This window comes from Corynebacterium yonathiae (assembly GCF_027570195.1).
Classification (GTDB): Bacteria; Actinomycetota; Actinomycetes; order Mycobacteriales; family Mycobacteriaceae; genus Corynebacterium; species Corynebacterium yonathiae.
Window position 1 is genome coordinate 21904 of record NZ_JAKMUZ010000018.1, and the last position, 25974, is coordinate 47877.

A 25974-nucleotide genomic window follows, 5' to 3' on the forward strand; every position below is an offset into this window, starting at 1 on the left:
ACACGCGGGACGGCCCCGGCCCGGTTACGGGTCAGTGGCGCGGGCGTGCGGCACGCCGATGGGCGATGGGCACCTGACATGGTGGATCTCTCCTTCGATTTCGGCACGATCAACGTCATTACGGGACCCGTGGGATGCGGAAAGACGAGCCTGGCCCACCTCATCGCTGGACTGATCCCCTCGCACATCCCCATCGACCATGCCGGATCCGTGCATATCGTCGATGCCGACGGCACCGAATGCCCCGTGGACGGGGACCGGGTCACCTTCGTCGGGCAAGACCCAGCGACGCAGGTGCTCACGCTTCGAGTCGTCGATGACGTATCCATGGCCCTCGAGTTTTCCCTCGTGGAAGCTGACATCGTCGCCAAGCGATCAGCCGCGGCCCTGTCAGAGCTCGGGCTGTCAGAGCTCGCGGAGAAGGATCCGTGGGCTTTGTCGGGCGGGCAACGCCAGCGGATGGCCATCGCCGGTGCGGTGGCCAGTGCGCCGGAGGTCATGATCTTCGACGAGCCCGCGGCCCACGTCGACGAGGATGGTCGTCGGTCGCTGTTCGCCGCTATCCGTGAATTGCGGGCTCCGGGGCGCGTCATCCTGCTCATCGAGCACGACCTCCGCCCGTTTGACGGGTGGGTCGACACGGTGACAATCCTTGATGTGGACGGGAGCGTCGCCGCCCAACGAGCGCCGGAGGGCATCGCGGTGAAGGGCATTGCGACGACGGCCGCGACCACCGGAACGCCGGACGACAGTACGCCGGGCACGGGAGCGCCGGACCGTCCCGGTCCGGACCGGCGGCGAAAGTCCCGGAGGGCCGGGAATGGCACCGATCCGGATTCGGAGGCGGATGCCGTTCCGCTGCTGGCCTTGACCGGAGCCAACGTGGCCCGGGGCGGGGAGCGGATCCTGAACGGGGCTGATCTGACACTGGAACGGGGCGAGATCCATGCTCTAGTCGGCGCCAACGGAGCCGGTAAGTCCACCTTGCTGGCGGTGCTGTCGGGCCAGATGAAGGCGGGAGCGGACATACGGATCGACGGCGAGTCCGCCCGGCGCGCCCCCGACGCCTTCGCGTCGTGGGCGTTCCAGAACCCCGAGCACCAGTTCACCCGTGCGACCGTCGCCGCGGAAATCGCCTCCGCGCTGGCCCGCACGGACCCGCACGGACCACTCGGCGCCGATGAGCTGAGGAAACTGCGGGAAGCCTTGTGCCCCCGGGCACTTGACCCTGTCTCGCCGTTCGTCCTGTCGGGTGGACAGAAAAGACTGTTGGGAATCTTCCTAGCGGCGGCGGCCAATCGCCGTTTGCTGCTTCTCGACGAGCCGTTGGCGCACCTGGATTCGCCGAGCTCGCGCATCGTACTGGATGCGCTGACGGAATACGCCGGGGCCGGCGGAACCGTTGTGTTCACGTGCCACGACCGCCGTGCCGCGCGAACGTGGGCGGATCGGGCGAGCATCGTCGCCGAAGGGAAGGTCGCCTGGTCTGGTCCCGCGGTCGACGTGCCGGCTGCCCCGGAGCCGTCCCGGCGGGATCGCGCACTGCCCGCGGCCGGCGCAGGGACGTCCGGGAATGAAAACCCCTGGACCAGTGAATCCGCCTCTCGAAGACGCGCAGGGTTGAACGCCATCACGATTGTCGCGGCGGTGATGCTCGTCGTCGCCGCCGGGCTACTCTCCGGCGGAGACGCCGTTGTCGTGCTGACGGTGGTCGCGTTCCTCGCACTCGCTGCGATCGCGGAACGCGACGTTCGGGCGACGGCAGGGAAGGTCCTCCTCGTCCTGTTGAGCGGGGTGTTCTTCGGCTTGATCGGGTGGCGCTCCGAGTTCTACGGAGGTGGGGATGCGGCGGAGGCCGTCCGCCACGGCATCCATCACGGACTGCTGTTGACGGCCGTGTTCGCGGGGACGGTCCTGGTCTCCGCGTGCATGCGCGTCGAGGAGCTTTTCGACGCCATGGTGCAACGCCTCCGGGTGCCTTACACATGGTGCACCATAGCGATTTCCGGGGTGAGCATCGCGGCGTTCCTGCGCAGCGAAATCCCCCAGCTGACATGGGCGATTAGATTGCGCTCGATGCGACCAGGGCAGTTTTTCCGCTCCGGTTTCATTCGCGCGACGACGCCCGCGCGCATCGCCTTCCCCTTGTTCGTCAGCGCCGTGCGCGGCGCCGAAAAGCTGTCCCTGACCCTGGCGATGCGCAACTTCGGCCGCCATCCGCGGCGTACCTTCCGCACCGATCACCCCTGGCGAGTGCGTGACGGTTTCGCGGCCGCAGCGTCCGCCGCGGCCTTCGTTGCCGCCCTGGTGTCCGCAGTGACTTGACGGGCACCCGGAACCGGCGGGCCCCGAGCCCGCGAGCGTTTCCGAGCCTGTGCGGAGACGCGCCCCACCCAGTTGCTTCACCCCTTCAACCCTTCAGACACATCCTCCGGGTCACGCCATGCGGGCCCGGTCCGCCCGGCACCTGCATGGCGCCGACAACCGAAAGAGGTACCAGTGAACACGATCCGGACCATCAGCGACGTGCTTCGGGACAAGGCCGATGAGACGAAGAAGGGGATCACCTTCGTCGAGAACCGGCGGGACGTCTTCGTCCCGTACAGCCGGGTCCATGCGGAGGCGGTGGCGGTTGCGACTCGGTTGGCCGAAGCCGGCATCGGCCCCGACGACCGCATAATCTTCCAGGTTTCGGAGAACCGCGGGCTCATCCGGGCGTTCTGGGGCTGCGTCTACGTCGGCGCGGTTCCGGCGCTTGCGCCGCCGGTGTCGGGCCCGGCTGACGTCGACAGGGTGCGGACGCTCTTGGACATGATGCCCGGGGCCCCGATCCTGGTCGATGAACGCAGTCACACGCTGCTCACCGGCGCAAACGGTGCCGTAGTCGTGGACGAGGACCGGCTGCTCGACGTGTCCATAGTCAATGACGCCGCCGCGGAACCGGGGGCGGCGATGCCGGGTGATGCTGAATCGGACTTCTCTCAGCCGGGGGACGTGGATTCCGGGGAGGGCGCCGGCGCGGTCCCCGCGTTCCCGGTGCGGGGTGGGACGGGCGGCGAAGCCCTTATCCAGTTTTCGTCCGGTTCCACGGGATCGCCGAAGGGCGTCATCGTAACCAACGAGTCCGTGCTGAACGGTCTGCGCGCGACGATCCCACGCCACGCGCACCGGTACGAGAACAAGATGCTCACGTGGCTGCCTTTGACCCACAACCTTTCGCTGATTGGCTTCCACGTCTACGCCCTTTTCCGTGGGTATGACCAGGTGTTGCTGCCGGTTTCCGAGGTGATCGCCGATCCCCGGAGTTGGTTCGAGGCCGTGACCAGGCACCGGCCGACGGTGACCGTGTGCCCGAACTTCGCGTTCAAGCACTTCCTGCGCCATCTCGAGCGCCGGCCCCTCGGGCCCGACCACGGTTATGACTTCTCCAACGTCCAGAAGCTGATGAGCGGTTCTGAACCCATCGACGCTCCATTGGCCCGGAAGTTCCTCGCGGCGATGTCCGCCATGGGCCTCCGGGAGGATGCCCTGACCTCCGCCTACGGAATGTCTGAAGCTTGCCTGCTGGTCACGACCCGGGACATCTACTCGGGTCTGTCCACGGTGCGGCTTGACCGGAAGGGCATCACCATGGGGCAGCGTTTCGAGGACATCGAGAGCGAGTCTGGAGCTGAGTTCGTCGCCTTGGGCAAGGCCGTCCCGGGGATCTCGTTGACCATCCGCGATGACGGGGGCGGGGTCCTCGGCGACGGCACCGTCGGTGAAATCCACATCGCCGGCGCTCCGATGACCCGCGCCGCGATCACGGCAGAGGGGATCGTGGAGCACGAGCTTACCGATGACGGGACGTTCGCCACGGGGGACATGGGCATTCTCCGCGACGGCGAGTTGTTCGTCCTCGGCCGGAAGAAGGACATCATCTTCGTCAACGGCCGGAACTACTATTCGGCCGATTTGGAAGCCGTGCTGGAGAATGTGCTTGACCGCGATGTCGCCGTTCTCGGCCGGAGCAACCCAGCCACGGGCGAAGAGGAGATCGCCGTGTTCCTGGCCAGGCAGACCCCGACCGATCGTGCGGCCGACGGTGCGACCGGTGTCGGGCAATCGGACGTGGATGAAACTCCGATCGATGAACAGGCGGTGGCCCGTTCCGCGATGACCGAGCTGATGCGCGTCGCCGGGGTGCCCGCTTCCCGGGTTCTGTGGGTCGACGAGCTGCCCGTCGCGTCTAACGGCAAGAAGCTCCGCCGCAAGCTCGAGGCTCTGCTCTGAGGCGATGACCATGACCAATGAAACGATCGCGCCGGCCGTCGCATCTACCGCCGTGGGAGGAACCCGCACCGGGGTCCGAGTCGCCCCCGAACGGCTGTCGGAGTCCATCGCCGACGCCATCGGCGTGCACCTGGATTCGGCGGACGTGAAACTCCGCGACCACATCCCGAACTCCCTGACTTTCCTCCAGATGTTGCTGGCGCTGGAGGATGAGTACGGGGTCAGCATCGATTACGCGGCGATGGACCCCGGGGCCACGGTCGCTGATTTGGCGGCCACCATCGACGCGGCCCGGGGTGGCGCTGATGCCGGATCTGCCGCAGGCGCCGCTGCCGACCCCGCTGCGGCGACGGATGAGTCGGATGACGGCGGGGCCGGCAAAAATGGGGCCGATCCCGCGGATGCGGTCCCGCTCAATCCGATCCAGACCGCCTATCTGCTCGGCGCGGACGAGGACATCGAGCTTGGCGGCCAAGCGACGTACATCTACGCGGAATCCCGGCACGACCATCCGCTGCCGCAGGTGGAGGAGGCCGTGCAGGCGGTCTTCGGGCGTCACGACGTGCTGTTCCATCGGCTCGACGTCGATGCCGGGGTCTTGAGCCCGACCGGCGCGTGCCTCGCCACCGTCGAGGTAGTCGGGTCCGGCGACGATGTCGACGCGGCGGTGGGGGAGATCCGTCGGGACATGCGAACCGCGGCGCGATCGTCGAACGAGGACGGTCCCATGGTCGCCGCGAGGCTGCTCGCAGATGCGGGCGGGTGCAGGATGTTCATCTACTTCAACATGATCGTCATGGATGCGGGTTCGGTGTACCTGTTCTTCGACGAGCTCGAATCCTTGCTGGCCGGGGAGTCGCCGGCTCCGGCTTCCAGATATGGGGATGCCGTGGCGGCAATCTCCGCGCGCCGGCGCGACGGGAAACGGCCCGAGGACCTCGCCTATTGGGAGAAGAAGGCCGCAGATCTGCCGCGGCGCCCGGAGTTCCCGGCGGCCGTGGAGGGTGGCGACGATTGGTCGACCCGGCGCTTGGGCACGGTGCTTGACGCGGAGGTCACCGCCAAGCTCGGCGAACGTGCCCGCCGCATTGGAGTTACCCTGTCGTCGCTGGTGATGGCCGTCAACGCCGCCGTCGTCTGCAGGTGGCTGCCCGAATCCGCGTTGACGGTCAATGTGACTGTCAGCGAACGCAGCGGCCTCGCTGCGGGCACGAGGGTGATGGGAGATTTCACTTCATCGATGCTCGTCGGCGTCGACGCCGGGAGAGCCGCGACCATCGACGGGTTGGCGGAGGTGATCGACCTGGACATCCGCGAAGGGCTGTCCCACCGCGGCGTTTCCGGTGTGGAGGTACTACAGCGATTCCTTCGGGACGCGGCCAATCAGTCCCAGGCCACTGCTCCGGTGGTGTTCACCAGCTACCTCGGCGGCGAGCGGGGAAGCGGGCGCAGCCCGGTCATCGAACGCGTCTACACGCAAACCGCGCAGGTGTGCCTCGACATTCAGGTGATGCCGGCATCGGGCGGGATGGTGTTGTCGTGGGACGTGGTCGACGATTACTTCCCTGCGGTAGATGCGATGTTCGGGGCCGTTGCGGAGGCCCTGGACGTGGTGGCGGAGGGTGGAGAGGCTCTGCCCATCCGTCATGCGGAGACGGAGGGGGCCGTCGCCCGCTACAACGACGCTGCGGGACCGATCCACGATGACACCCTGGTTTCGCTTGTCGAAGCCGCATGCGCGGCGACTCCGGACGCACCGGCCGTGCGCCTCGCTGCCCGGGGCATCTCGTACACCTACGCCGAGGTCTGGGCCCGGGCCGGACGCATCGCCCGCCAACTCTCGGATTCCGGCGTCGGGGCGGGGGATGCGGTGATCGTGCGCTACACCAAGCATCCCGACGACATCGTCAACATGGTCGGCGTATTGCGTGCGGGAGCCGCATTCGTGCCTGTCGACGCGGGCATGCCGACCCAGCGACAAGAATACGTCGTGGAAGCCTCAGGTGCGGCGGGCCCGATTCTGGACACCGGCATGATCGATGAACTGGACCAAAGCGGAGTGGCGGGCGTCGGCAAGCCCGCAGCCGCGGAAGTCTGCGACCGCGCGGGCAGCGCGGGTGCTCACTCTTCGCCCGGCACTGCCCCTGACGACCTTGCCTACGTCATCTTCACCTCGGGGACCACGGGCCGTCCAAAGGGTGTGCGGATCAGTCATCGCAACTGCGTCAACACCATCCTCGACGTGAACCGGCGGTATGGAGTCACCTCCGCCGATCGCATCATCGGATTGTCGTCGCTGGGATTCGACCTGTCGGTCTACGACGTGTTCGGTGCGTTCGCGGCAGGCGCGACGGTGACGATGGTCGGAGACGAACGCGACGCCGATGAAATCCTCGACGTCTTGCGGGAAGAGCGGGTCACGCTGTGGAACTCCGCGCCCGCCCTGTTGGAGCTCGCCCTGGTCCGGGCGGCGGACGACGACGTGTTCCCGGATGTGCGCACCGTATTGCTCAGCGGCGATCGCATCGCAGCGGGGCTTCCGGCACGCGCCATGGCCATGTTCCCGAACGCGTCGATCAATAGCCTCGGCGGTGCGACCGAAGGAAGCATTTGGTCCATCCACTGCCCGCTGCAACGCGACAGCCTGGAAAACCGCATTCCCTACGGGTACCCGCTGGCGAACCAGGGCATCCACGTGCTCGCGCCCGACGGGGTGCATTGCCCCGTTGGCGTGCCGGGGGAAATCCACATCAGCGGTCTCGGGGTCGCGCAGGGGTACGCGGCCGATCCGGAGCGGACCGCTGCCGCCTTCGGGCATGTCCCAGGTATCGGGCGCTGCTACCGGACCGGAGACGTGGGCATGTTCAATGCGGAGGGTTTTGTGGAATTTCTCGGCCGCCGCGATCGTCAGGTGAAAATCGCGGGCTTCCGCGTCGAACTTGGAGAAATCGAATCGGTCCTCGAGCGGTCCGGCCTGGTGACCGCGTCGATGGCGGCGGTCGTCGAATCGGGCGATCGGGGACTCCTGGCGTGCCTCTACGTTCCGGCGGACGACATGACCGGCTCGCGGGATGCCGTCCGGGCCGAGCTTGCCCGCTGCTTGCCAGCGTACATGGTACCGACGGTCCTGCTGCCGGTGGCGCACCTGCCCGTTACCGTCAACGGGAAACTGGATCAGGAGGAAATTCGTAGGCACGTCGGCGCCGCGGGCGGCGGGGCAACGGCCGATAGCGAGGCCGCCGGGGCCGGAGCCGTGGGCGCGCCTGGTTCCGTCGCCGACCCCGGGGCGATCGAGTTGGTGTCCGGAGTCTTCGACGAGATCCTCGGGGAAGCCCCGTCGACGGGTGCCGCGGATCCGACGTGTGGCGCGGGAGAGTCTTTCTTCCGCCGCGGCGGCGATTCCTTGCAATTCCAGGTTATGATGCGCGCGATCCGGCAGAAGACGGGAGTCCGGCTCCGTTTCCGCGACGTCATCGCCGACCCGACCATCGCGCACATCGCCGGCCTTGTCTCGGAAGCCATGCGGGAGTCCAGGGCCGAGTCTGAAGACGTCGCCGAGGCAATGTCTTCCCTCGATTGCGCCGTCGGTGCCGGTTCAGCCGCAGGAGGCGCCCGAGAATGTTCCGCGAGTGCCCACGGGAAGGATCCGGTGGAACAATTCGGGGACGACCCCCACGCGCCGTTCCCCCTGACCGACATGCAGAAGGCCTACTACGTTGGCCGGAACTCCGGGTTCGAGCTGGGCGGCGTCACCGAGCACTACTACATCGAATCCGTCACAGAACCAGGTATCGACATCGACCGCCTGGAGGAAGCCCTCGACAATCTAATCCGCAGGCATCCGATGTTGCGCGTCGTGTTCACCGCACAAGCCACGCAGCGGATCCTGCCGGAGGTTCCGCGCTACCGCATTGACGTCGCCGACTACCGGGCCGCCGATGAGGCGACCGTGGTCGAGGCGGTGCGGCGCAAGCGCGATGAGCTGAGCCACCAGGTATTCGATCTGGGCAGCTGGCCCTTGTTCCATCTGTCGGCGTTCGCGCTCCCGGACGGGCGGCACCGCCTGTTCTTCAGCGTGGACATGATCATCGGAGACGGGGCGAGCCAGCGGATTTTCATCGACGACCTGGACAAGCTGTACCGGGGAATGGAGCTTCCCCCTGTCACTGGCGACTACCGCACGTACGTCTTGGAGATGAAGCGCCGGGAAGCTTCGGCGGTCGGGCGGGGCGAAGAGACGTTGACTCGGACGGTGGTCGAGGAATTCCCGCCCGGCAACACCCTTCCATCAAGCGGTGCGGCCGCGGACGTGGATGTGCCGCGGATGCGTCGCCTGACGTACACATTCACCGCTGCGGAAACCGCACTGTTGCGGGAACGGGCCAGCGCCGCCGACGGCAGCGTGTCCGCACTGCTTCTCGCCTGCTATGCGACGAGCTTGTCGCTGTGGTCGAGGGGGGATTCGGTCGGCATCAACATCACCACGTACAATCGTGATCCCGAAATCGCCGACGTCGCCGGCGTCTTCGGTGATTTCACCGGCGTGATTCTGATGCCGGTGAAAGCGGCCGCCGACCATGATCTCCGTTGGTGGACGGCGGAACTGCGCGACCGGCTGCTCGGGCACATAGCGGCCGGGTACTCCGGGGTGTCGTTGCTCGGCGCCATCGCGCGCCACCGGGGTCTGCCCGTCGGACAGGCCGTAGCGCCGTTCGTGTACACCTCGTTGCTGTTCGGCGAGGGTTCCGCGGCAGGCGATGGCTCGGGCAGGGATGCCCACGTCCTGGGAGACGTCGATTACGCCATCTCCCAGACCCCGCAGGTGCTGTTGGACAACCAGGTGATGGAGGTCGACGGGCGTATCAACGTCGCCTGGGATTTCGTCGAGCAGATTCTGAAACCGGAACTGGTGGAGGACATCTTCGACCACTACATCAGGTCGGTGTCGGGCTTCGCCGGGGGCTGCCCCGAAGCGGCGCCGCTGAGCGTCGGCCAGGTTCGGCACCTGCGCCTGGCGGTCGGGGGCACTTCTTCCGGCGGTGGGGCGATCGACGACGGCGTCGCGGGCGCGTCATCGGCGGAGCGCGACAGGTCGGGCGCGATCTCGAGGATCGCATCCGGGAACCTGTTGGGCCGAGCTCGCGGATACCTGACGGTCATCACCGGGATGGTCCGGGCCGATCTCGGCGGCGCCGAAGCCGGCGCGGACGACGACCTGTTCCTCCTCGGCTACGACTCCCTGGGATTCGTGAAGCTAATGCAGCGGATTCAGGACATCACCGGGGCGTCGGTGCCGCTCGCGGAAGCGCTGGCCAAGCCGACGCCACGTGGCGTGGCCGAGCTCGTCGACCAGTCGACGGCCACGCCGACCGACCGGCGGGACGCGGATGACCCCGGCGCGTCGGCCGCGGACCGTTCGCTGGTCCTATTGCGCAGCGGCGATGAGGCGCGCCCGATCTTCCTCGTCCACGGCGGATTCGGCACCGTCGACATCTACCGAGACCTGGCACTCGCGATCCCCGGTGGCGGGCAGGTGTGGGGTGTCGGCTTCGCGGAGTTCGAGAGACCATTCCCCCACGCTACCGGCATCGGCGACATCGCGGCCCACTACTCGGGCCGGGTCCGCGAGGTGCTCGTCGACGGTGCCGCCCCGGCGATCGTCGGATGGAGCCTCGGCGGCACCATCGCAGCCGAGATGGTGCTCCGTTTGGCCGATCTCGATCCCGCGCTGGTATTTCTCGACAGCCTGGCTCCGGGGATCGCGGTCGACGTCGGGGATTTCGACGCGGAATCCGAAAAGGGGCTGCTGTCCCGGGTGGTGCCCTCGATCGCCAATCTCCCGCACGGAACGCCGGTTTCCCGCCTCTGGGCGGAGTTCGACGGGGTCGACGAGACCGACGGGGAACGGGGGGCTCGCCTGCGTGCCCTGGCCGCGGCGGTCGCACCGACGCTCCTGGAGGACCTTGGGCTTTCCGGCGACCGGGTGACGGCTACGGAGTTTAACTCGCTGCGCTCGCTCATCGATGCCCGTACCCGGTACCGGCCCGAGGGGCGGGTGAGGGAGGCGTTGTTCGTTCTCCCCGATGACGGCGAGGCCCACAACCACGACCAGTGGCGGGACCACCTCGTCGATGACCTCTGCGTTGCCGGCGTCGCGGGAAACCACTATTCGTTCGTCCTCGGAGAGGATGCCGCGCTGACTGGGGCTCTCATCGGGGAGTACATCGAACGCCGGCGCCGGGCACCGGAAACGGATGACAGGGCAGTGGACCCGTCGTCCGATGGAATCGACCGGTCGCGGGACCGGGGAAAGGAGATAGAAAGTGACTGACCGACGAAACGGCGGGGAAGCACGGGACCGCGACGGGGGCGAACCCGTGAAAGTGCTGGTGGCCGGAGGTACCGGCGTCACCGGACGGCTCGTCCGGGGGATGCTCGGCGTCGTCGATGGGATTGAGCTGGCCTACACTTCCCGGCAGAAACCGGACGATGGCCCGGGGCGGCACTTCCCGCTGAGGATCGCCGCCGGCCACAACGAGATCTGCAGGGTCTTCCACAAACACGATTGGGTGGTCAACTGCACCGGCCCGTTCGAGGTGCATGCAGACTCACTCGCCCGTGCTTGCATCGACTCAGGCACCGGGTACATCGACGTCAACGATTCGATCGACGCCCGCCGCGCAATCATGGCCCTCGACGGGGATGCTCGGCGGGAGGGGGTTCCCGTGCTCACCGGGTTCGGCCTGTGCCCGGGCTTGTCGACGGCCCTGTTGATGCTCGGGGCCCGCGCTGCGGGGGCCGAAGAGGTCCGCGATGTGCGGGTCGATCTGCGAATTGGCGCCGACCAGGAATCCGGGGCCGCGTCCGTCGAGTCGATGTTCCGGACCATTCGCGGCGGATACCGCGCGATGCTCGGCGGCGCCATCGTCGAAGTGCGGCGCAACCTGGTGTCGTCGCAAAGCGGAATCGGCTACGAATGCCCGGACATCGACGTCGTACGCGAGGTGTGCCCCTCGATCCTCGGATATTCCTACCACGTCGCCTTCGATGCTCTCCCCGATGAGTCGGTGGAGAAGATCCGCACGTCGAGACTGTACGCGATGCCCGTCGTCTCCGGTCTGCTCGCCCGTCTCGGGGCGGCCGTGACGTCGCGGAAGGCGCGGGCGAAGGGCACTCCGCAACCCGCCGAGCTGGTCGTCGCACTGTCCTCCGCCGGCGCGGGCGATGCGGGGTCGGCGGCCGAGACAACCGTCGTCCGGGCGACTGGCCCGGGTTCCTACAAAATGACCGCGGCCATTGCCGCCGCCACCGTTGCGTCGGTCATGGGGAAGCCGGTCGCGCCGGGGTGCCGGGATCTCGTCGGCCACCCCCGGCTCCTCGAACCGGTCCTCGCCTTCGCCCGCGATGCGGGCATCCATATCGAAACGCCGCATGACAACCTGACCACGGGGCCACTGCCGGCAGCGGCCCACTGCGACACCAAAGAAAAGGAGAAACGATGACGGATCAAGCTGAACGGGGTGCGGCGATCGTCGTCCGCGACCTCACGAAGAGCTACCCGATTGCGGGCAAAGCCGGCACCGCGCCCGAAGGCGGGGCAGGTGCTCCGCCGGACGGCGGGCGTAAGGGAAAGCGCGGCGCCCGGATGCGCAAGCATGTGCTCGACGGCGTGAGTTTCACCGTGCCCGCCGGGTCGATCGTGTCGTTCCTCGGCCACAACGGCGCAGGCAAGACCACCCTCATCCGAATCCTGTCGACGCTCATCACCGCAGACTCCGGCGAGGTGAGCATCTTCTCGCGCGATGTGAAAGAGGATCCGGCGGGCGTGCGCGCCGACATTGCCACCACCGGCCAATTCGCGGCGATCGACGAGAACCTCACCGGCCGGGAGAACCTGGAGTTCTTCGGGCGTCTGCGCGGACTCGACCGCGCCGACGCGGCCGCCCGCGCGACGGAACTGCTCGCGCAATTCTCGCTCGCGGACAGTGCCTCGACGTTGGCGTCGGCCTATTCGGGTGGTATGCGGCGCCGCCTCGACATCGCCGCGTCGCTGTGCGTCGTGCCCAGGTTGCTGTTCCTCGACGAACCCACGACGGGGCTGGACCCGGTCAGCCGCGAAGAGTTGTGGGGCTTCATCCGGCAACTGCGGGACGACGGAATGACCCTGGTGCTGACCACCCAGTACCTGGAAGAGGCGGAGGCGCTGGCAGACCACGTCCATCTGCTCAAGGACCGCCGCATCGTCGCCAGCGGAACGCCGGAGGAATTGCGTCGCGACTTCGGGTCGCACGTGCTCCGCGTGTCCTTCGCCACCGCCGCCGGGGCGGAGGCATTCGCCCGCTGCCTAAGGGGAGCGTGTCTGGACCGCGCCCGCGTCGCGGGGAAGATGGTGTCCCTCGACGTCGACCCCGGACCGCAGGTCCTCGAGGCGGTGGCGCGGGCGATGGAGGCCTCGGAAGCGTTGCCGGATTCGCTGAGCGTGTCGCCGCCCACCCTTAACGAGGTGTTCATATCGATGAACGCGGGGGGTGCGGCGCGATGAGTGCGACGTCGGTCGCGGCGTTCCTCCGTCGGGATCTGCTGCTGTTGCGACGCAACACCGCGTCGCTGATCTCCATGTTCGTCGTTCCTCCCCTCTTCCTGCTGTGCCTGTACGCGGTGTTTGGGTACTCAGCAGGGCAATCCGGCTTCGGGTACCTGCGTTTCGTGCTCGGCGGCTGCCTGTTCCAGGCGGCGATGTTCACCGCCGCGGCGTCGGCGATGGCGGTGGGACAGGACGTCGAATCCGGGCTCGTCGACCGTGTGCGCGTGTTGCCCGGGGCCACGGGCGGCTATGTCGCCGGCAGGCTCGCCACCGATGTGCTGCGGATGTCCGCGTCGATCGCGGCGCTGCTGATCGTCGCGTGGGCCTGTGGCCTCGACATGGCTCTCGGTGACGTCGCGTGGACAGTCCTGTGGTCACTGCTCGCTGCCGCGGTCCTGTCCCTGGTCACGGACGGGGTGATCCTGATGGTGCCCGCTCCGGTGTCGACGGCCTCATCGATCCAGGCGCTGGAAATGCTGCTGCTCATGTTCTCCACCGCGTTCATTCCGACGACCGCTGTGGACGGCTCCCTGCGCGACATCGTGCGCCACATGCCTTTTTCGCCGGTGATCGAGGTGATCAGGGCGGCGTCCCCGGGCGCCTTCCCGAATCACGCCGGGGAAGAGGCCGCCCTGTGGCTCGGTGTCGCGACGGTCGTCGGAATCGTCCTGTTCATCCGCCTGTTCACCTCGAGGAGCGAATCATGATCGACGCCATTTTCGTGCATCTGCGGCGCATCGTCCACACTTGGCTGCGGCGCCCTGACTTCTGGTTCATGACGTTCATTGCTCCGCTCGTGTACCTGTTCATCGTCAACCGCATGTTCGGTAGCCTGGTCAGGCAGCTCACCGGAGAGTTCGAACTCCGGAACGCGGTCATCCTTGTCGTAACGGCGTGGGCGTTCATCTTGGCCATCACGGGATCGTCCACCGTGTTCGTTGAACGCAGCAATGGCCTCCACGAGCGGTTGATCACAATGCCGGCACCGTACGCGGCCGTGCCGACCGCACGGATAATCGCCGAGTTCATCCGGATCATGGCGATGACGATCGTCGTCGCGGCGGTGGCCGCCTTGCTTTCCGACGGCCCCCTGGAGGTGTCCTGGTGGTGGAGGATCACGGTGACCGGCGCGATGGTTGCCGCGGCGGCCGCATGCACCGGCACGTACATCGCGTTCTCCATCACCAGCCCCCAGGGATCCGTGGCCCTTATCCCGTTGATAATCGTTGCGATGTTCGTCAACACGGTGCTCATGCCCGCCGACCACTTCCGTCCCCTCCTGCGCGGAATCGCCGGGCACACCCCCGTATCCGCGGCCGGCGAGGCCGTCAACGGTACCGGGGCTGCGGGTCTGGTGGTCTGCGCGGCCTGGTTCTTTGGTATCGCCGTGCTCGCGGCGTGGGGCATCGCCGTGAAAACGAGGCCGGGGGAGTCTGCATGACGGCCCGCGAATCCGAGCATCTAACCCGAAACCGCCGCGTGGACGCGGCCCACACACCCGGAGACAGAACCAGATGAAGTCGATCGCCCAGATCGTCCAGAACAACCGCAGGCTCCTCGCGGCCTACGAGGACAAGGTCCAGCCGAGGTTCCTAAGCCGCTATGCGCGCGAACCGATGGACGCCGCCGCCGTGTACCGGAAGCTCCGTGCGCTGGATCCCGGGCCGGATGCGCCGGCCCGGGTCCTCGACCTCGGTTGCGGAACCGGGTGGCTCGCCCGCACGCTCGCCGCTGAGTCTCGCTATCGCAGGGCGAACATCGTCGGCTACGACCTGTCGCCCAATGCGATCCGCATCGCCCGCGAACGCGCCGCCGCCGACGGGCTCGGGGCCCGGACGGAATTCCACGTTGCCGACATCCTCACGCCGCTCGCGGGAGAGCCCGGCGGGGCCTGTGAAATCTGGGTGTGTGGCGCGCTCCACCAAATGAAGGATGCGGGAGCCGCGCTCGGCAGGGTCTCCGGGCTGCTCGCCGACAGCGGCATCGCTTACGTGCAGACGTTCGTCGAGGATCCCGACGTGAACGAGCGGGTCGACATGGCCGTCATGGCGAAGATGGGCCACCGGGTGTTCCGGGGCAGCGAGCTCGAGGACCTCGCCGAAGCCAACGGGCTGAAGCTGGACGGAGCCTCACGCGCCGGCATGGTGTATTTCTGCACTCTCGCGAAGAAAAGCGCGATCGGGGAGGCGGGGAAGTGAGCGCCGTGGACGGGACCGTCGGCCCGTGGTCGCTGCTCGCCCCGATCCGGACCCGGATGCGTGCGGTGGTCGCGTTGTCCGTCCTGTCGTCGGTGGCTACCGTCGCTTCGCTGGTCGGCATCATCGACATCGCGATGACGTACCCGGAGGCCCCGGTGCATCGGACGTGGTTGGCCGTGGTTGTCATCGTCGTCGCCGCGACGGTGCGAATGGCTGCGGACGGCGCCGCCGGCATGCTCTCGCACCGGGCGGATAACGACCTGCAGCTCCACCTCCGGCGCCGGTTGGTTGCCCATATCCGGAAGCTGCCGCTGGGTTGGCTGGACGCCCGGCGCTCGTCGGGGATCATCGGGTCCGTTGAGAAGGACGTCGCGGCTGTCCACCAGCTCATGGGCCACACCGTCGGCGAGACCGTGGTGGCGGTGCTGGTTCCCCTGCTTTCCCTCATCGCGCTCGTCGCGGTCGATTGGCGGATCGCGGCGGTGGCGGTCGTCCCGGTGCTGGTCACCTTCGCCCTGATGGGCGTGATGATTTCGCGCGGAGCCGGTCTTCAGCGCGACTACGAGCGAGCCTCTGAAAAAGTGACGGCTGCGGTCATCGAGTTGGTGCGCGGCATCCCGGTGATGAAGTCCTTCGGACGCGCCAGCCAGGGCGCGGGCCGCTACGATGCCGCGGCGTCGTCGTTCGTCCGCGCGTGGTCCGCCTGGTCCCGGCAGTCGAACATCTATCTCGGGCTCATCGACGTGGTGACGTCCCCGATCACGGTCCTCGCAGTGGTGTGCGGCGCCGGCCTCGCTTTGAGGGACACCGCGGGCGGCAAACCGGAGGGTCTCGTCGCCGGGCTGGTTCTCGGCCTTGGACTCTCCGCGGCGATCGTGAGGGTGGCTATGAACTCCGAACCCATCATCGCGGGGATCGCCGCCCTGAAGTCCATCGCGGAGGTGCTGGGCACGCCGCCGATCACCGAGTCCGCCGAGCCGGTGCCCGTGCACGGAGGCGCGCTCGAGGTCCGGAACCTGGTCTTCTCCTACGGGGATGGGCCGCGGGTCCTCGACGGGATGTCCGCGACGTTCGAATCGGGGGCCCTCACGGCGCTGGTGGGACCCTCCGGTTCCGGAAAGTCCACCGTCGCCCGGCTGTTGGCGCGTTTCCACGACCCTGTCGAAGGCTCGGTGCTGCTGGGCGGCGACGATCTTCGCGACATCGCCGTGCGCGACGTGCACCGTTCGGTGTCGGTGGTGTTCCAGGATCCGCAGTTGCTCACGCTGCCCTTGCGGGAGAACATCCGGCTGGCCAGGAGAGACGCCACCGACGGCGAAATCATGGCGGCCGCGAAGCTCGCGAACCTCGATACGGTCATCGCGGCGCTGCCGAAGGGCCTGGATTCGGTGGTCAACGTCGACGTAACCTTTTCCGGTGGTGAGGCGCAGCGCGTGGCCATCGCGAGGTCGATTGTCACGGACGCGCCGGTGCTCATCTTCGACGAGGCAACCGCTTACGCGGATCCGGCTTCCGAGGCCCTCATTCAGTCCGCAATCGAGCGTTTGGCTCGTTCGCGGACGGTGATCGTGATTGCGCACAGATTGAGCACGATCCGCAACGCTGACCGCATCCTCGTTCTCGATGGGGGAGCGGTCGCGGAGGCGGGCACCCACGACGAGTTGCTTGCGCGCGGTGGCCGCTACCGGGATCTGTGGCGCGCGTTCGCCCTCGACGACGAACCATCCGCCCCGCGGGGCACTGAAGCAGACGATGAAAAGGCAGGGAACCGATGATCCGGGACTTGTGGTCGATGACGGATCGGCACTCGAAGATGACGCTGGCGTGGCTCATTGCGTTGGCCGCGCTTGCCGCGCTGGCACAGGGAGCGGCGTTCGTCGCGCTGCTGCCGCTGCTGTCGGCTCTGGCCGAGGGAGATGATGCGACGGCGTGGCGTTTCACCGGCGTCATCGCCGGCCTCGCGGCCGCCCATGCGGTGCTGTCCCTCGCCGCGGGGACGGTCGGCAGGGCGAATTCCGCAGCGGTGCTGTCGTCCCTGCTGCGTTCCCTGGGCGAACGCGTGCTGACGTTGCCACTCGGGTACGTCACCAAGTCCACGGCCGGCCGCTTTTCGGAGATGGCGTCTTCGGGCATGGCGTTCGCGGCGTCCGTGCCGCACGTGATCCTGCGGCCCGTCATCGCCGCTGTGGTTACGCCGACCGTCATCGCTCTCGGAATTCTGGCGATGGATTGGCGCGTCGGGTTGGTTCTCGTCGCGTCGGCGCCGGTGCTCTTCTTCGCCTACCGGGCCATTGGCCGGGTCGGCGGGGAGTCGGACGAAGCGCATGCTGACGCCGTCGCTGCCGTCTCCGGCAGGCTGATCGAGTTCACCCGCGGCCAGCAGGTGATTCGCGCCGCGGGCGACGGTTCGGCGGCGGACGCGATGGTGGATGAGGCGATCCAGGCCCAACACGATGCGTTCGCGAAGGCGACGTCGACGCAAGGCGCGGCCATCGGACGGTTGGGCTCGGTCGTCCATGCGGTGTTCACGGCGGCGGTGGTCGTCGCCGTGGCGGTCGCCGCGACGGGCGGGATGTCACCGGCGCATTTGGCGCCGATGCTCATTGTGGTCGTCCAGTTCACCGGACCGATCACCACGGCGGGAGCGTTGTCCGGCGGTTTCGGCGCGGGCCGCAACACGTTGGCTGCGCTGCGTGAGCTGCGGGCGATCCCCGTCCTTCCCGAGCCTGCCGCACCGGAGCTGCCCGACGGGCATGACGTGGAGTTCCGCGGCGTGAGCTTCGGGTACGGGGAGAAGAAGGTCCTCGACGGCGTCAGCTTCCGTGCGCCTCAGGGAGCGCTGGTCGCCATAGTGGGACCTTCGGGGGCGGGCAAGACGACGGTCATGCGGCTGCTGTCGCGGTTTCATGATCCGGACTCGGGGGAGATCCTCATTGGCGGGGTGCCCTTGCCTCGGATCGGCACCGACGGCGTGAACTCGCTGGTGACCCCGGTGTTCCAGGAGACGTTCCTCTTCGACGCGTCCGTGCGGGACAACGTGGTCTTCGCCGACCCCGGATTCGGTTCCGGGCCCGGCGACGGAGACCGCTTGCGCGAGGCCGCCCGGCGATCCGGGGTGGACCGCATCGTGGAGCTGCTGCCTTCCGGGTGGGATAACCCGGTGGGGGAGGAGGGGACGCTGCTGTCGGGAGGCGAGCGGCAGCGCGTCGCCATCGCCCGGGCGCTTCTGAAGGATTCCCCGGTGGTGCTTTTCGACGAGCCGACGTCCTCGCTGGATGCGGCCACTGAGCGGGCGATTGTTGGCACGATGGAAGCGTTGCGCGGCGATCGCACCGTGATCGTCGTCGCCCATCGCCTGCACACCGTCCGCGATGCCGACCTCATCGTCGTGCTTTCGGAGGACGGGACGGTCGCAGAACGGGGCACGCACGATGAATTGCTGGCGAAGGGCGGCCGCTACGCCGAGTCGTGGACGTGCCGGACGGGAGGCTCCCCGGGCGCCTGATCCTCGTCCGTCGAGGACCATCGCTCCGGTCCGGTACCGGTGCAGTGGTCCCGCCACGCCGTCCCGGTCAGCGGGTCCTCGACGATGCCCTGGGCGACAGGGTCGTAATTGAAGCCGTAGTGCTCGGTGCGGTGGGCGGGGCACACGTCTTGGACGGTGATGTTGGTGACGCCGGGTTCCCGCACGAAGGAGTTTTAGTGGGGGAGCACGGCATTGTCGTGCCGCGTGCCCAGGAAGGTGTATCGCACGCCCGGTCGAGTGATGTCGCCGATGGTCAGCTCATTCAGCAGCATGGAACCGGAGATCTGCTGTTCCCAGGCAAGCGCGTTCGTTTTGCCGGCGTTTCGGGAGTATCCGTGGCGCATCTCGGGGTGGACGTCAAAGCGATCGGCTGCGCTGTGCGCCCGGGGCCCGTGGTTCGAGGCACCGGTACCGATGAGCTGTTCGACGACCCGGTCCCCGCCCAGCTCCCGGATGTAGTGGTGGGGCAGGGGTCCGCTGCCCTGCGAATACCCGACGAGGTTAACCGCCGGGGCTCCGGTCGCGGCCAGCACCCGGTCGACGACGGAATCCAGTGTTTTCGAGCTGTGGCGGATGTCGCCGCTGAACACAGCCCATTCGACGGGGTGTCCATCGACGACGAGCGGGTTGTCGGTGAACGTGTAGGCGCAGAGCCCGGCCCGGGCGAGGCGGGACGCGAGGCCCGCCCATTTCGCGTAGGCGTCCTCCCGGGTCCCGGGAATGAGGATGACGGGCAATTCACCGTCCCGGGGCGGCACCGGAAGTCGTTGGCGCCGGGGGCACCAGACCGGGCTTGGCCATGGACAGGGCCCGGGCGGCCGCGGGTGAGGTTTGCCGGCGGCCGGGCCACCGGTCGGGAAACCGCCGTCCGACAGCGACGAGGGGATTCTCGTTACCTCGTCGGGGGTGTTCCTATATAGGTTGTCAACTCCGTGGGTGGGCTTGTTGGGGGTGTGAAGGGTTTCTGCTTCGTCTCGTAGATGTTGTTTTGGGTACCTTGAGGAGCCGGTTGGGCTTGCTGTGCAATCGGCTTGGATGGGGGTCTGTTGGCTTTAGGCTGCTGCAGCCTCCTGAGCTGTAGAGATGTCTCGGTAGTGCTCGCCGTTTCGCATCATGGAGAAGAGAGCGTTGAGGCGTCGGCGTGCGAGTGCGACGACTGCGGCGTTGTGTCTTTTGCCTTCTTTGCGTTTTCGTTCATAGAATTGCTGGGAACGCTCGTGGAATCTGGTCGATGCAGAAGACGATTGCCATAGGGCGTTCTTTAATTTTTGTTGCCAGCGCGGTTGGGTGAATTCGGCATAATGGACGTTCCTGATTGATTTGTCCGTGGTGATAGGCCTGTATAGGACGCTAGGTGCGCTGCATCGGGGAGGTCGGACATATCGCCAACAGTCATGAGGATCTGCGCGGCGCTACGTGGGCCGATGCCGGGCATGGATAAAAGAATCTCGGTTTGAGGAATGTCTTGAATGAGCTTGAGTACCTGTGCTTCGATTTCCTTGCGATGCTCGAGTTTGGCCAGTGCGTCTTTGGCGGACATTGCTACGCCAAGTTCGGCGTATTCTGCGCCGGCAATGGACATGGTCTGTCCGTGGATGGCAGCAAGCATGGCATTGATGACAGGCTCGGGATTGCGTGCTTTGTGACTGCGCGCAAAGGCTGCTAGGCGTGTTTTACCGATGCGTCGAATCTTGGTGGGGCCGCCGTATTTTGCAAGTAGGTGGAGGATCCATTTTCGGTGAATCATCTGTCCGCGCAGGACATGTTCGAATGCAGGATTGGTTCCCACGAGCGCGGATCGCATCTGGTTAATTTGGCGTGTGTAGGCTCGGGCGAGGTCTTCGTCGATACCGTTGAGAACTTTTGGCTGGGTAAAGACTTCCTCAACGCGGTCGACGTTGCGCAGGGCGTCTGGAAGGTTAAGACCGGCATGGGCGATGACGTAGGCGTCGCGTACATCGGTCTTTGAGTTGCCGACGTGGATGCGAGAGAGCTGTCGCATCGCAAGCCCTGGTAGATAGCGATCGTCTGCCCCCCATGTCTTGGGCGACTGCGACGGTTAATCGGCTGATGTTGTTGGGTTGATCGACAATGACAAGGACTGAGGTGTTGTCGGCGAGGAATTGGCCGAAGAGCTTGCGGAGCGAGCTTTTATGCTGATTGATGCGTTTGGACAGGACTTGCCTGCCTTGGGGATCGAGGACGCAGGCGTGGTGGAAGTATTTGCCGACGTCCACGCCAATGACGAAGTCATAGGCCATGGGTGTGTTCCTCCTAGCGATGAATTAGAAGTTGGACTATTTGAGCTTCATCGCTGGGGGTGGTCGGACATACTTAGTACTGGCATCTACATTACTGTGAGACCTCATACCACCTGGGCTGGGTCAGGTTCCTATTGAGCTGTTTGAGTATGTCACTGTCTTCGGCGGCATCACCCCCGGATCATTTTCAGACAGGGGCGGGAATAAGCCATACCGAAGCCAGCGACTAGTTCTACTGTCCTTTCAGACGGAGGGAACGGAAATAAACATAACCCGCCCAATCGGGTGGACAGGCTATGAATCTTCGGTGCTCTGAGGTGGAACTGCTAACAACGAAATGGGGGGCGATGTTGGACGGGAGCGGCATCTACAAGGTTGCGTGGCAGCGCGCCGAAGAGATGCTCGGTTCGCAGGTGCTGCATCCTTTTGGTCCCGACTGGGACGTATTTAAAGTACGCGGCAAAATTTTCTTGCTGTTGACAGCGGTGACCGGTCAACAGCAAATGATCATTAAGGCCGAGCCGGAGGACTGCCAAGCGCTACAGCAGCAGTATCCATTCATTGCGCCGGGCTACCACATGAATAAGCGGCATTGGGTTTCTGTCTATCCACACGCAGATCTGCACGAACGGCTGGTAGAGGAGTTAGTCACGGACTCCTATCGTTTGGTGGTGGAAAAGCTGCCGAGAGGGCGGCGGCCGATCGATCCGTCCTCTGTGCACTAAAGCCCTTTGTATTAAGGACAATGGCGAGTCACTTTAAAATTAAAGCCATGTTGATAGAATAAATCCCATGACCGAGCGCGATGACTACTGGCTAAATGATGAAGAGCTCGCATCATTTATGTCCTTAATGAGCGTAAATATTCGCTTGACCAATATTTTGGATGCTCAGCTGCGTGATGACGCAGGCCTGAGCTTTTTTGAATACACGGTGCTCTCTCGGCTATCTGAGGCGGAAAATCGCGAGATGCGTATGCGTGATTTGGCGATTACGGCCAATGGATCTTTGTCCCGCTTGAGCCAGGTCGTTACGCGCCTAGAAAAGCAGGGGTGGGTCGTGCGCCAGCCGTGCCCGACTGATGGCCGCACCACCATGGCAAAGCTCACGGATAGCGGCTGGGACAAAGTAGTAGAGACCGCGCCTAGACACGCTAAGCAGGCGAGGAGGTCCGTGATGGATAACCTGACCCGCACGCAGATCCGCCAGATGCTGCAGATCAATGAGCGGATCATAAAGGCCATTGAGAATGATGAGCGTTATGGTGGGCGCTATTAAGCAGCGCACTTTGCGGGGCTATTGCTTGGGATAGCCGCGGCGGGCCGAGACGGTTTTATCGAAAGGGATCCAAAACCGTAGGGCCGCTTCTTGGTTTTTAGAGATACCGATACGCGGTCCGCGTACCCATTCTGGTTCGGAGGTTCGCTCTACAATCTGAATCGGTTGGTGGTTATCTTCCAACGTGAAGCCTAGGGCCTTGCCCAAATTTCCTGGTCCGCGGGCGAGATTATGAAAATCAGTGGTGCCGCGGCGAGCGAAGGCGATATCGGCACCCTCGATGATTTCACCGCCGCGCAGCAGGCAGCCCTGGCCAGTCCCTTCAGGGGCACAGACGATATTGACGTTGCGGTGGATGCCGTAAGAAATATAGACGTAGAACCTGCCCGGCGGACCGAACATGGCCGCATTGCGCGGGGTCTTGCCATTGAAGGTGTGTGCCGCGGAGTCCTCGGCGCCTAGGTAAGCCTCGACCTCAGTGAGGCGGATGCTCACTCCGGCATGGGTGAGGGTGCAGCCGAGGAGTTGGGGAGCGACGGCGTCGGCAGTCAGAGCAAAATCAATCATTAACCACGAGCGTAGTAGCGCTTACCTGCCACAGGGGTGCGCAGGAGGCGATCCATGCTCACAGGCTCGAGGCCCTTGGCGCGTAGGCCATCGATGACGCAATCGGCAGCGTCCACGGTGGTGGGGTGGATATCATGCATCAAGACGATGGAGCCGGCGCGGGCACCCTGCACGGCCGAGGAACAGACGTGCTCAGAGTTGCGGTCCTTCCAATCCACGGTGTCGACGTCCCATAGCGCCTGGGAGACGCCCTTATCGCGGGTTACCTGATCCACGGTGGCGTTGGTAGCTCCGTAGGGCGGGCGTACCCAGCGCGTCCCCTGGCCGGTGGCCTTCTTAATAGCGGCGTTACCGGCGTCTATCTCTTGGGATACCTGCTCGTAGGACAGCGTGTTGAGTTGGCGGTGGCTCTTGGTGTGGTTGCCGATAGTGTGGCCCTCGGCCTTCATGCGTTTGAGGAGCTCAGGGTGCTGCTCAGCACTGGGGGCGATCACCATGAAGCTTGCGTGCGCGTTCTTTGCTTTGAGCTTGTCCAGCAGGCGGTTGGTCTCGGCGCCGGGGCCGTCGTCGTAGGTGATAGCTACGCAGTTGGCACAGTCGACGCCACCTTCGCTGCGCGGCTGCGGCTTCTTTGGAGCTGGGGCGGCGGGTGCCTTCTTCCCGGGGGCAGTGTGTGGAAATGCCTGGGAGCTGAAATCTTCGACCTGTGCGCGGGCATCCTCGAGGCGATGGTTGATTTCTCCTTGAATATCCGCGCTTGAAGACGCAGGCAATCGTGGGATTTGCGGTAACTGTGCATGAGCGGCTGCTGGCATGGCGGCGGCAATAAGCACGGTGAGTGCAGAGGTGAGAATGCGGCGCATAGTCTTCCTAAGGATGAGGGAAAGTGGACACGATGTGCCCATGACTCTAGCGCCTGCGTGTTACAGAAGTGATAGGACATGCCTAAAGTGACCAAGGTGGTTTGTGTGGTTCAGGTTTGGAGTTACTTCGCCTGCGGTAGTAAAGTATTTAGGCACTGGGGCATTAGCTCAATTGGTAGAGCATCTGCTTTGCAAGCAGAAGGTCAGGAGTTCGATTCTCCTATGCTCCACAGTATGAAGTCCGGTTTCCTCTTCGGAGGGGCCGGACTTTTTCTATGTGGAGGGGTTCAGGGGGTTGATTTAGCGATTTTCGTCCATACAAACTGTGGTTTCCGTCGACGGTTGTGCCGGTTTACATGGACGAAAATCGTGAACGGTGAAAGAAGAGGGCGGAAGTGTGCAAGGTCGCGGGGGAGAAACTTTCAGTACAGTGAACGGGGAATCATTACTGTCCCGCGATACCACTAGGAGACCAACCATGACCGCCAATGTTCGCTACAGTGATCCCTTTACCTCCACAGAGAAGAAAGTCTCGGCGCCGGAAGGCGCAGAATACGTTGTAGTGCGCAAGCGCGGCGAAGCCGCGGTGGATGGTGAGGTTGTGAGCTTTCACAGCACCCGCGAAGAGGCGCGTGAGGCAGTTATGGCTGGCCTGACCGAAGAATTTAAGACGGCCGTGGATAACGAGCCGATCTACGTCACCCACGCCCGCCTGCGTTCGATTTAGAAGCGCTTGACCATCACAAAATGATCCTTGTGGCTGCCTACGTGTTCGAAGCCGAGGTGCTCGTAGAGGCCCTTGGCGCGGGGATTATCGGGGTGGACGGCTAGCGAGATGCCGGGGGCGCGCAGGGTCTGGGCGAGGGAAATGGCGGCGTCGATAAGCGCGGTGGCAATGCCCTGGCCCTTATAGCGGGCCTCGACCGCGATGGCGAGCTCCGGAATGGCGGGTTCGACAAAGCCAAAGCCGTGATTGTCCTCCGTACCCCAGTTGAGCCACACGCCGCCAGCCGGGACGAGCTCCTGCCAGGCGATGAAACCGCCCTGGTTGGGATCCCAATTTTCCACGTAGAAGGCGAAATCATCGGCGAAGTCGGGGGAGAGCTCGCCGTGCTCGTCACCGAAAGTATCGGTAAGAAAGTTGAGGCGGGCGAGGTAGGTGCGGTCAGATTCCTGCGTTGCGCGAAGTTCCATAAGATCCACGATAGACGGCGAGGCAGCAGCGTGGGGGTGGGCATGCGAAAATCCCCTCCGCACAGGTTGGTGAACTGCGGGGAAGGGATTGTGCTAACGCTTAGGCTAGGTGGTAATTGCGGACGTCGTGACCGTTGAACTCGCGCTCGATGCCGGCCTCATCCACGGAGTGGAAGGTGGTTCCGTTATCGATGGCGAAGCGCAGGTTGTCCACGCGAGAGGAAGGGTCTTTGGACACCGCGCCCGCCGGGAAGTAGTACGTTGAGCCGTCTTTGAGCTTGACGGTGAGAGACTCAAAGCTCATTGTTCATCTCCTTGTAGAAAGATCCCTAATGTGGGAATTCAATCAAGAGACTTTTGTCTAAGCAAAGAAATGAGATCTAGACAACGCTATACATACCCCCACGGCGGGGTGATAAGCGTATTTATTCATCGGTTTGCAGGCGGTGCTTGCCCTCGTTTTGGTGGTCATCGGTAACGCGGGTGGTATCAACTGGCTGAGCAGCTTCTTCCTCGCGGTGCTTGGCCAGCTGTTCGTCGATGGAACCGAGAAGTTCCTCATCGCGTACGGCACCTTCTTCAACGAGGTCGGACTGGTTGTCATTCTCGCTGGTGGAGGTGTAGACCAAGGTTGACTCCGGAGCGGTATGGGAATCGGACTGGAAGTCATCCACGCGCGGCGGGGTCTGAGATGGCTTGTCATTGGAGCGCAGCCAGTAGTAGGCGGCACCGGCCGCAGCGGACAGCACAGCGATGATGCCGGCGAAGATCCAGCCCTTAGAGGACTTCTTATTCTTCTGCTTCTTGGCTACCTTGGCGGATTTCTTCTTGAGATTCTTTTGTGCCTTCTGGGAATCCTTCTTGGCCTGCTTGCGGGCCTTCTTAGCCTTCTTGGTGGCTTCTTCCTTGGCGTCGTTCAAGCGCTCGGTGGCGTCTTCGCGGTAGTCGTTGAATTCCTCCAGAGCACGCTCGAGGCGAGAGTGTGCGGCGCGGGTAACAGCGCCGGCCTGGCGGCGGGATTCGGCGAAGGTGTCATTATCGCGCTCGTCCATCTTCTGTGCGGCTTCTTCCAAGGCGGTATAGGCCTCGCGGGACTTTTCCTCGCGGTAGTTATTGAACTGGCTCCACAGGTTCGATGCGGTCTTGAAAGCCACGTTTAGCGTGGTGGGGTTCATGGGGTGGAACACTCCTTAACTCAGATTTATCAATTCGTTTTCACCCAGCATAGTGA

Annotated in this window: 19 protein-coding genes, 1 tRNA gene and 1 pseudogene; 14 read left to right on the plus strand and 7 right to left on the minus strand. The window is 64.9% G+C overall.

What is annotated here, in order from left to right; genetic code table 11:
- Window positions 1-78: 78 nt before the first annotated feature.
- The 10 genes from L8V22_RS09470 to L8V22_RS09515 all read left to right on the plus strand — a co-directional run bounded on the left by L8V22_RS09470 (window position 79) and on the right by L8V22_RS09515 (window position 18559).
- Complete coding sequence (locus tag L8V22_RS09470; RefSeq protein ID WP_238801900.1) at window positions 79-2325, plus strand: ATP-binding cassette domain-containing protein; 2247 nt, start codon at window positions 79-81, stop codon at window positions 2323-2325.
- A gap of 174 nt (window positions 2326-2499) precedes the next feature.
- Window positions 2500-4272, plus strand: a complete 1773-nt coding sequence (locus L8V22_RS09475) for an AMP-binding protein (protein WP_238801899.1) — start codon at window positions 2500-2502, stop codon at window positions 4270-4272.
- Window positions 4273-4282: 10 nt separating this feature from the next.
- Window positions 4283-10603, plus strand: coding sequence for a non-ribosomal peptide synthetase (locus L8V22_RS09480; RefSeq protein WP_238801898.1), 6321 nt, complete (start codon window positions 4283-4285; stop codon window positions 10601-10603).
- On the plus strand, window positions 10596-11774 hold the full coding sequence (locus tag L8V22_RS09485; RefSeq protein WP_238801897.1) for a saccharopine dehydrogenase family protein: 1179 nt from the start codon (window positions 10596-10598) through the stop codon (window positions 11772-11774). Before L8V22_RS09480 ends, L8V22_RS09485 begins: the two co-directional genes overlap by 8 nt.
- The gene (locus L8V22_RS09490) at window positions 11771-12814 is read left to right on the plus strand and encodes an ABC transporter ATP-binding protein (protein WP_086589202.1); all 1044 of its coding nucleotides are present in this window, start codon (window positions 11771-11773) and stop codon (window positions 12812-12814) included. The genes L8V22_RS09485 and L8V22_RS09490 overlap by 4 nt, the downstream gene beginning before the upstream one ends.
- On the plus strand, window positions 12811-13563 hold the full coding sequence (locus L8V22_RS09495; protein WP_005325973.1) for an ABC transporter permease: 753 nt from the start codon (window positions 12811-12813) through the stop codon (window positions 13561-13563). Before L8V22_RS09490 ends, L8V22_RS09495 begins: the two co-directional genes overlap by 4 nt.
- On the plus strand, window positions 13560-14297 hold the full coding sequence (locus tag L8V22_RS09500) for an ABC transporter permease (RefSeq protein WP_005325972.1): 738 nt from the start codon (window positions 13560-13562) through the stop codon (window positions 14295-14297). The genes L8V22_RS09495 and L8V22_RS09500 overlap by 4 nt, the downstream gene beginning before the upstream one ends.
- A 73-nt stretch (window positions 14298-14370) precedes the next feature.
- Window positions 14371-15054 carry a class I SAM-dependent methyltransferase gene (locus L8V22_RS09505; RefSeq protein WP_238801896.1) on the plus strand — a complete coding sequence of 228 codons (684 nt, stop codon included), beginning with the start codon at window positions 14371-14373 and terminating at the stop codon, window positions 15052-15054.
- Window positions 15051-16829: an ABC transporter ATP-binding protein gene (locus L8V22_RS09510; protein WP_238801895.1), complete on the plus strand. Its 1779-nt coding sequence runs from the start codon at window positions 15051-15053 to the stop codon at window positions 16827-16829. The genes L8V22_RS09505 and L8V22_RS09510 overlap by 4 nt, the downstream gene beginning before the upstream one ends.
- Window positions 16826-18559, plus strand: coding sequence for an ABC transporter ATP-binding protein (locus L8V22_RS09515; protein WP_238801894.1), 1734 nt, complete (start codon window positions 16826-16828; stop codon window positions 18557-18559). The genes L8V22_RS09510 and L8V22_RS09515 overlap by 4 nt, the downstream gene beginning before the upstream one ends.
- 194 nt (window positions 18560-18753) lie before the next feature.
- Here the strand turns inward: L8V22_RS09515 and L8V22_RS09520 are convergent, their stop codons facing one another.
- Entirely contained in the window at window positions 18754-19317 is a 564-nt protein-coding gene (locus L8V22_RS09520) for an esterase/lipase family protein (RefSeq protein ID WP_143339263.1), read from the minus strand.
- A 315-nt stretch (window positions 19318-19632) separates the two neighbouring features.
- Window positions 19633-20841: pseudogene (locus L8V22_RS09525) on the minus strand (IS110 family RNA-guided transposase).
- A gap of 347 nt (window positions 20842-21188) precedes the next feature.
- Between L8V22_RS09525 and L8V22_RS09530 the strand changes: the two are divergent.
- Entirely contained in the window at window positions 21189-21566 is a 378-nt protein-coding gene (locus tag L8V22_RS09530; RefSeq protein WP_238801893.1) for an MmcQ/YjbR family DNA-binding protein, read from the plus strand.
- A gap of 67 nt (window positions 21567-21633) precedes the next feature.
- Window positions 21634-22119, plus strand: a complete 486-nt coding sequence (locus L8V22_RS09535; protein WP_238801892.1) for a MarR family winged helix-turn-helix transcriptional regulator — start codon at window positions 21634-21636, stop codon at window positions 22117-22119.
- A gap of 18 nt (window positions 22120-22137) precedes the next feature.
- On the opposite strand, the gene L8V22_RS09540 is transcribed toward L8V22_RS09535, so the two are convergent.
- The gene (locus tag L8V22_RS09540; RefSeq protein WP_238801891.1) at window positions 22138-22686 is read right to left on the minus strand and encodes a DNA-3-methyladenine glycosylase; all 549 of its coding nucleotides are present in this window, start codon (window positions 22684-22686) and stop codon (window positions 22138-22140) included.
- On the minus strand, window positions 22686-23549 hold the full coding sequence (locus L8V22_RS09545; protein WP_238801890.1) for a polysaccharide deacetylase family protein: 864 nt from the start codon (window positions 23547-23549) through the stop codon (window positions 22686-22688). Before L8V22_RS09545 ends, L8V22_RS09540 begins: the two co-directional genes overlap by 1 nt.
- Before the next feature lie 157 nt (window positions 23550-23706).
- Here L8V22_RS09545 and L8V22_RS09550 point away from each other — a divergent pair.
- Window positions 23707-23779: transfer RNA gene (locus L8V22_RS09550), tRNA-Ala, on the plus strand.
- A gap of 248 nt (window positions 23780-24027) precedes the next feature.
- Window positions 24028-24276 (plus strand): hypothetical protein, encoded by a 249-nt coding sequence (locus tag L8V22_RS09555; protein WP_238801889.1) that lies wholly within the window; start codon window positions 24028-24030, stop codon window positions 24274-24276.
- Here L8V22_RS09555 and L8V22_RS09560 read toward each other — a convergent pair.
- From L8V22_RS09560 to L8V22_RS09570, 3 genes are all read right to left on the minus strand, one after another.
- Window positions 24273-24743, minus strand: coding sequence for a GNAT family N-acetyltransferase (locus L8V22_RS09560; protein ID WP_238801888.1), 471 nt, complete (start codon window positions 24741-24743; stop codon window positions 24273-24275). The genes L8V22_RS09555 and L8V22_RS09560 overlap by 4 nt on opposite strands.
- A 100-nt stretch (window positions 24744-24843) precedes the next feature.
- Entirely contained in the window at window positions 24844-25047 is a 204-nt protein-coding gene (locus tag L8V22_RS09565; protein WP_005326240.1) for a hypothetical protein, read from the minus strand.
- Between the two features lie 121 nt (window positions 25048-25168).
- Window positions 25169-25918: a hypothetical protein gene (locus L8V22_RS09570; protein WP_238801887.1), complete on the minus strand. Its 750-nt coding sequence runs from the start codon at window positions 25916-25918 to the stop codon at window positions 25169-25171.
- Window positions 25919-25974 lie beyond the last annotated feature (56 nt).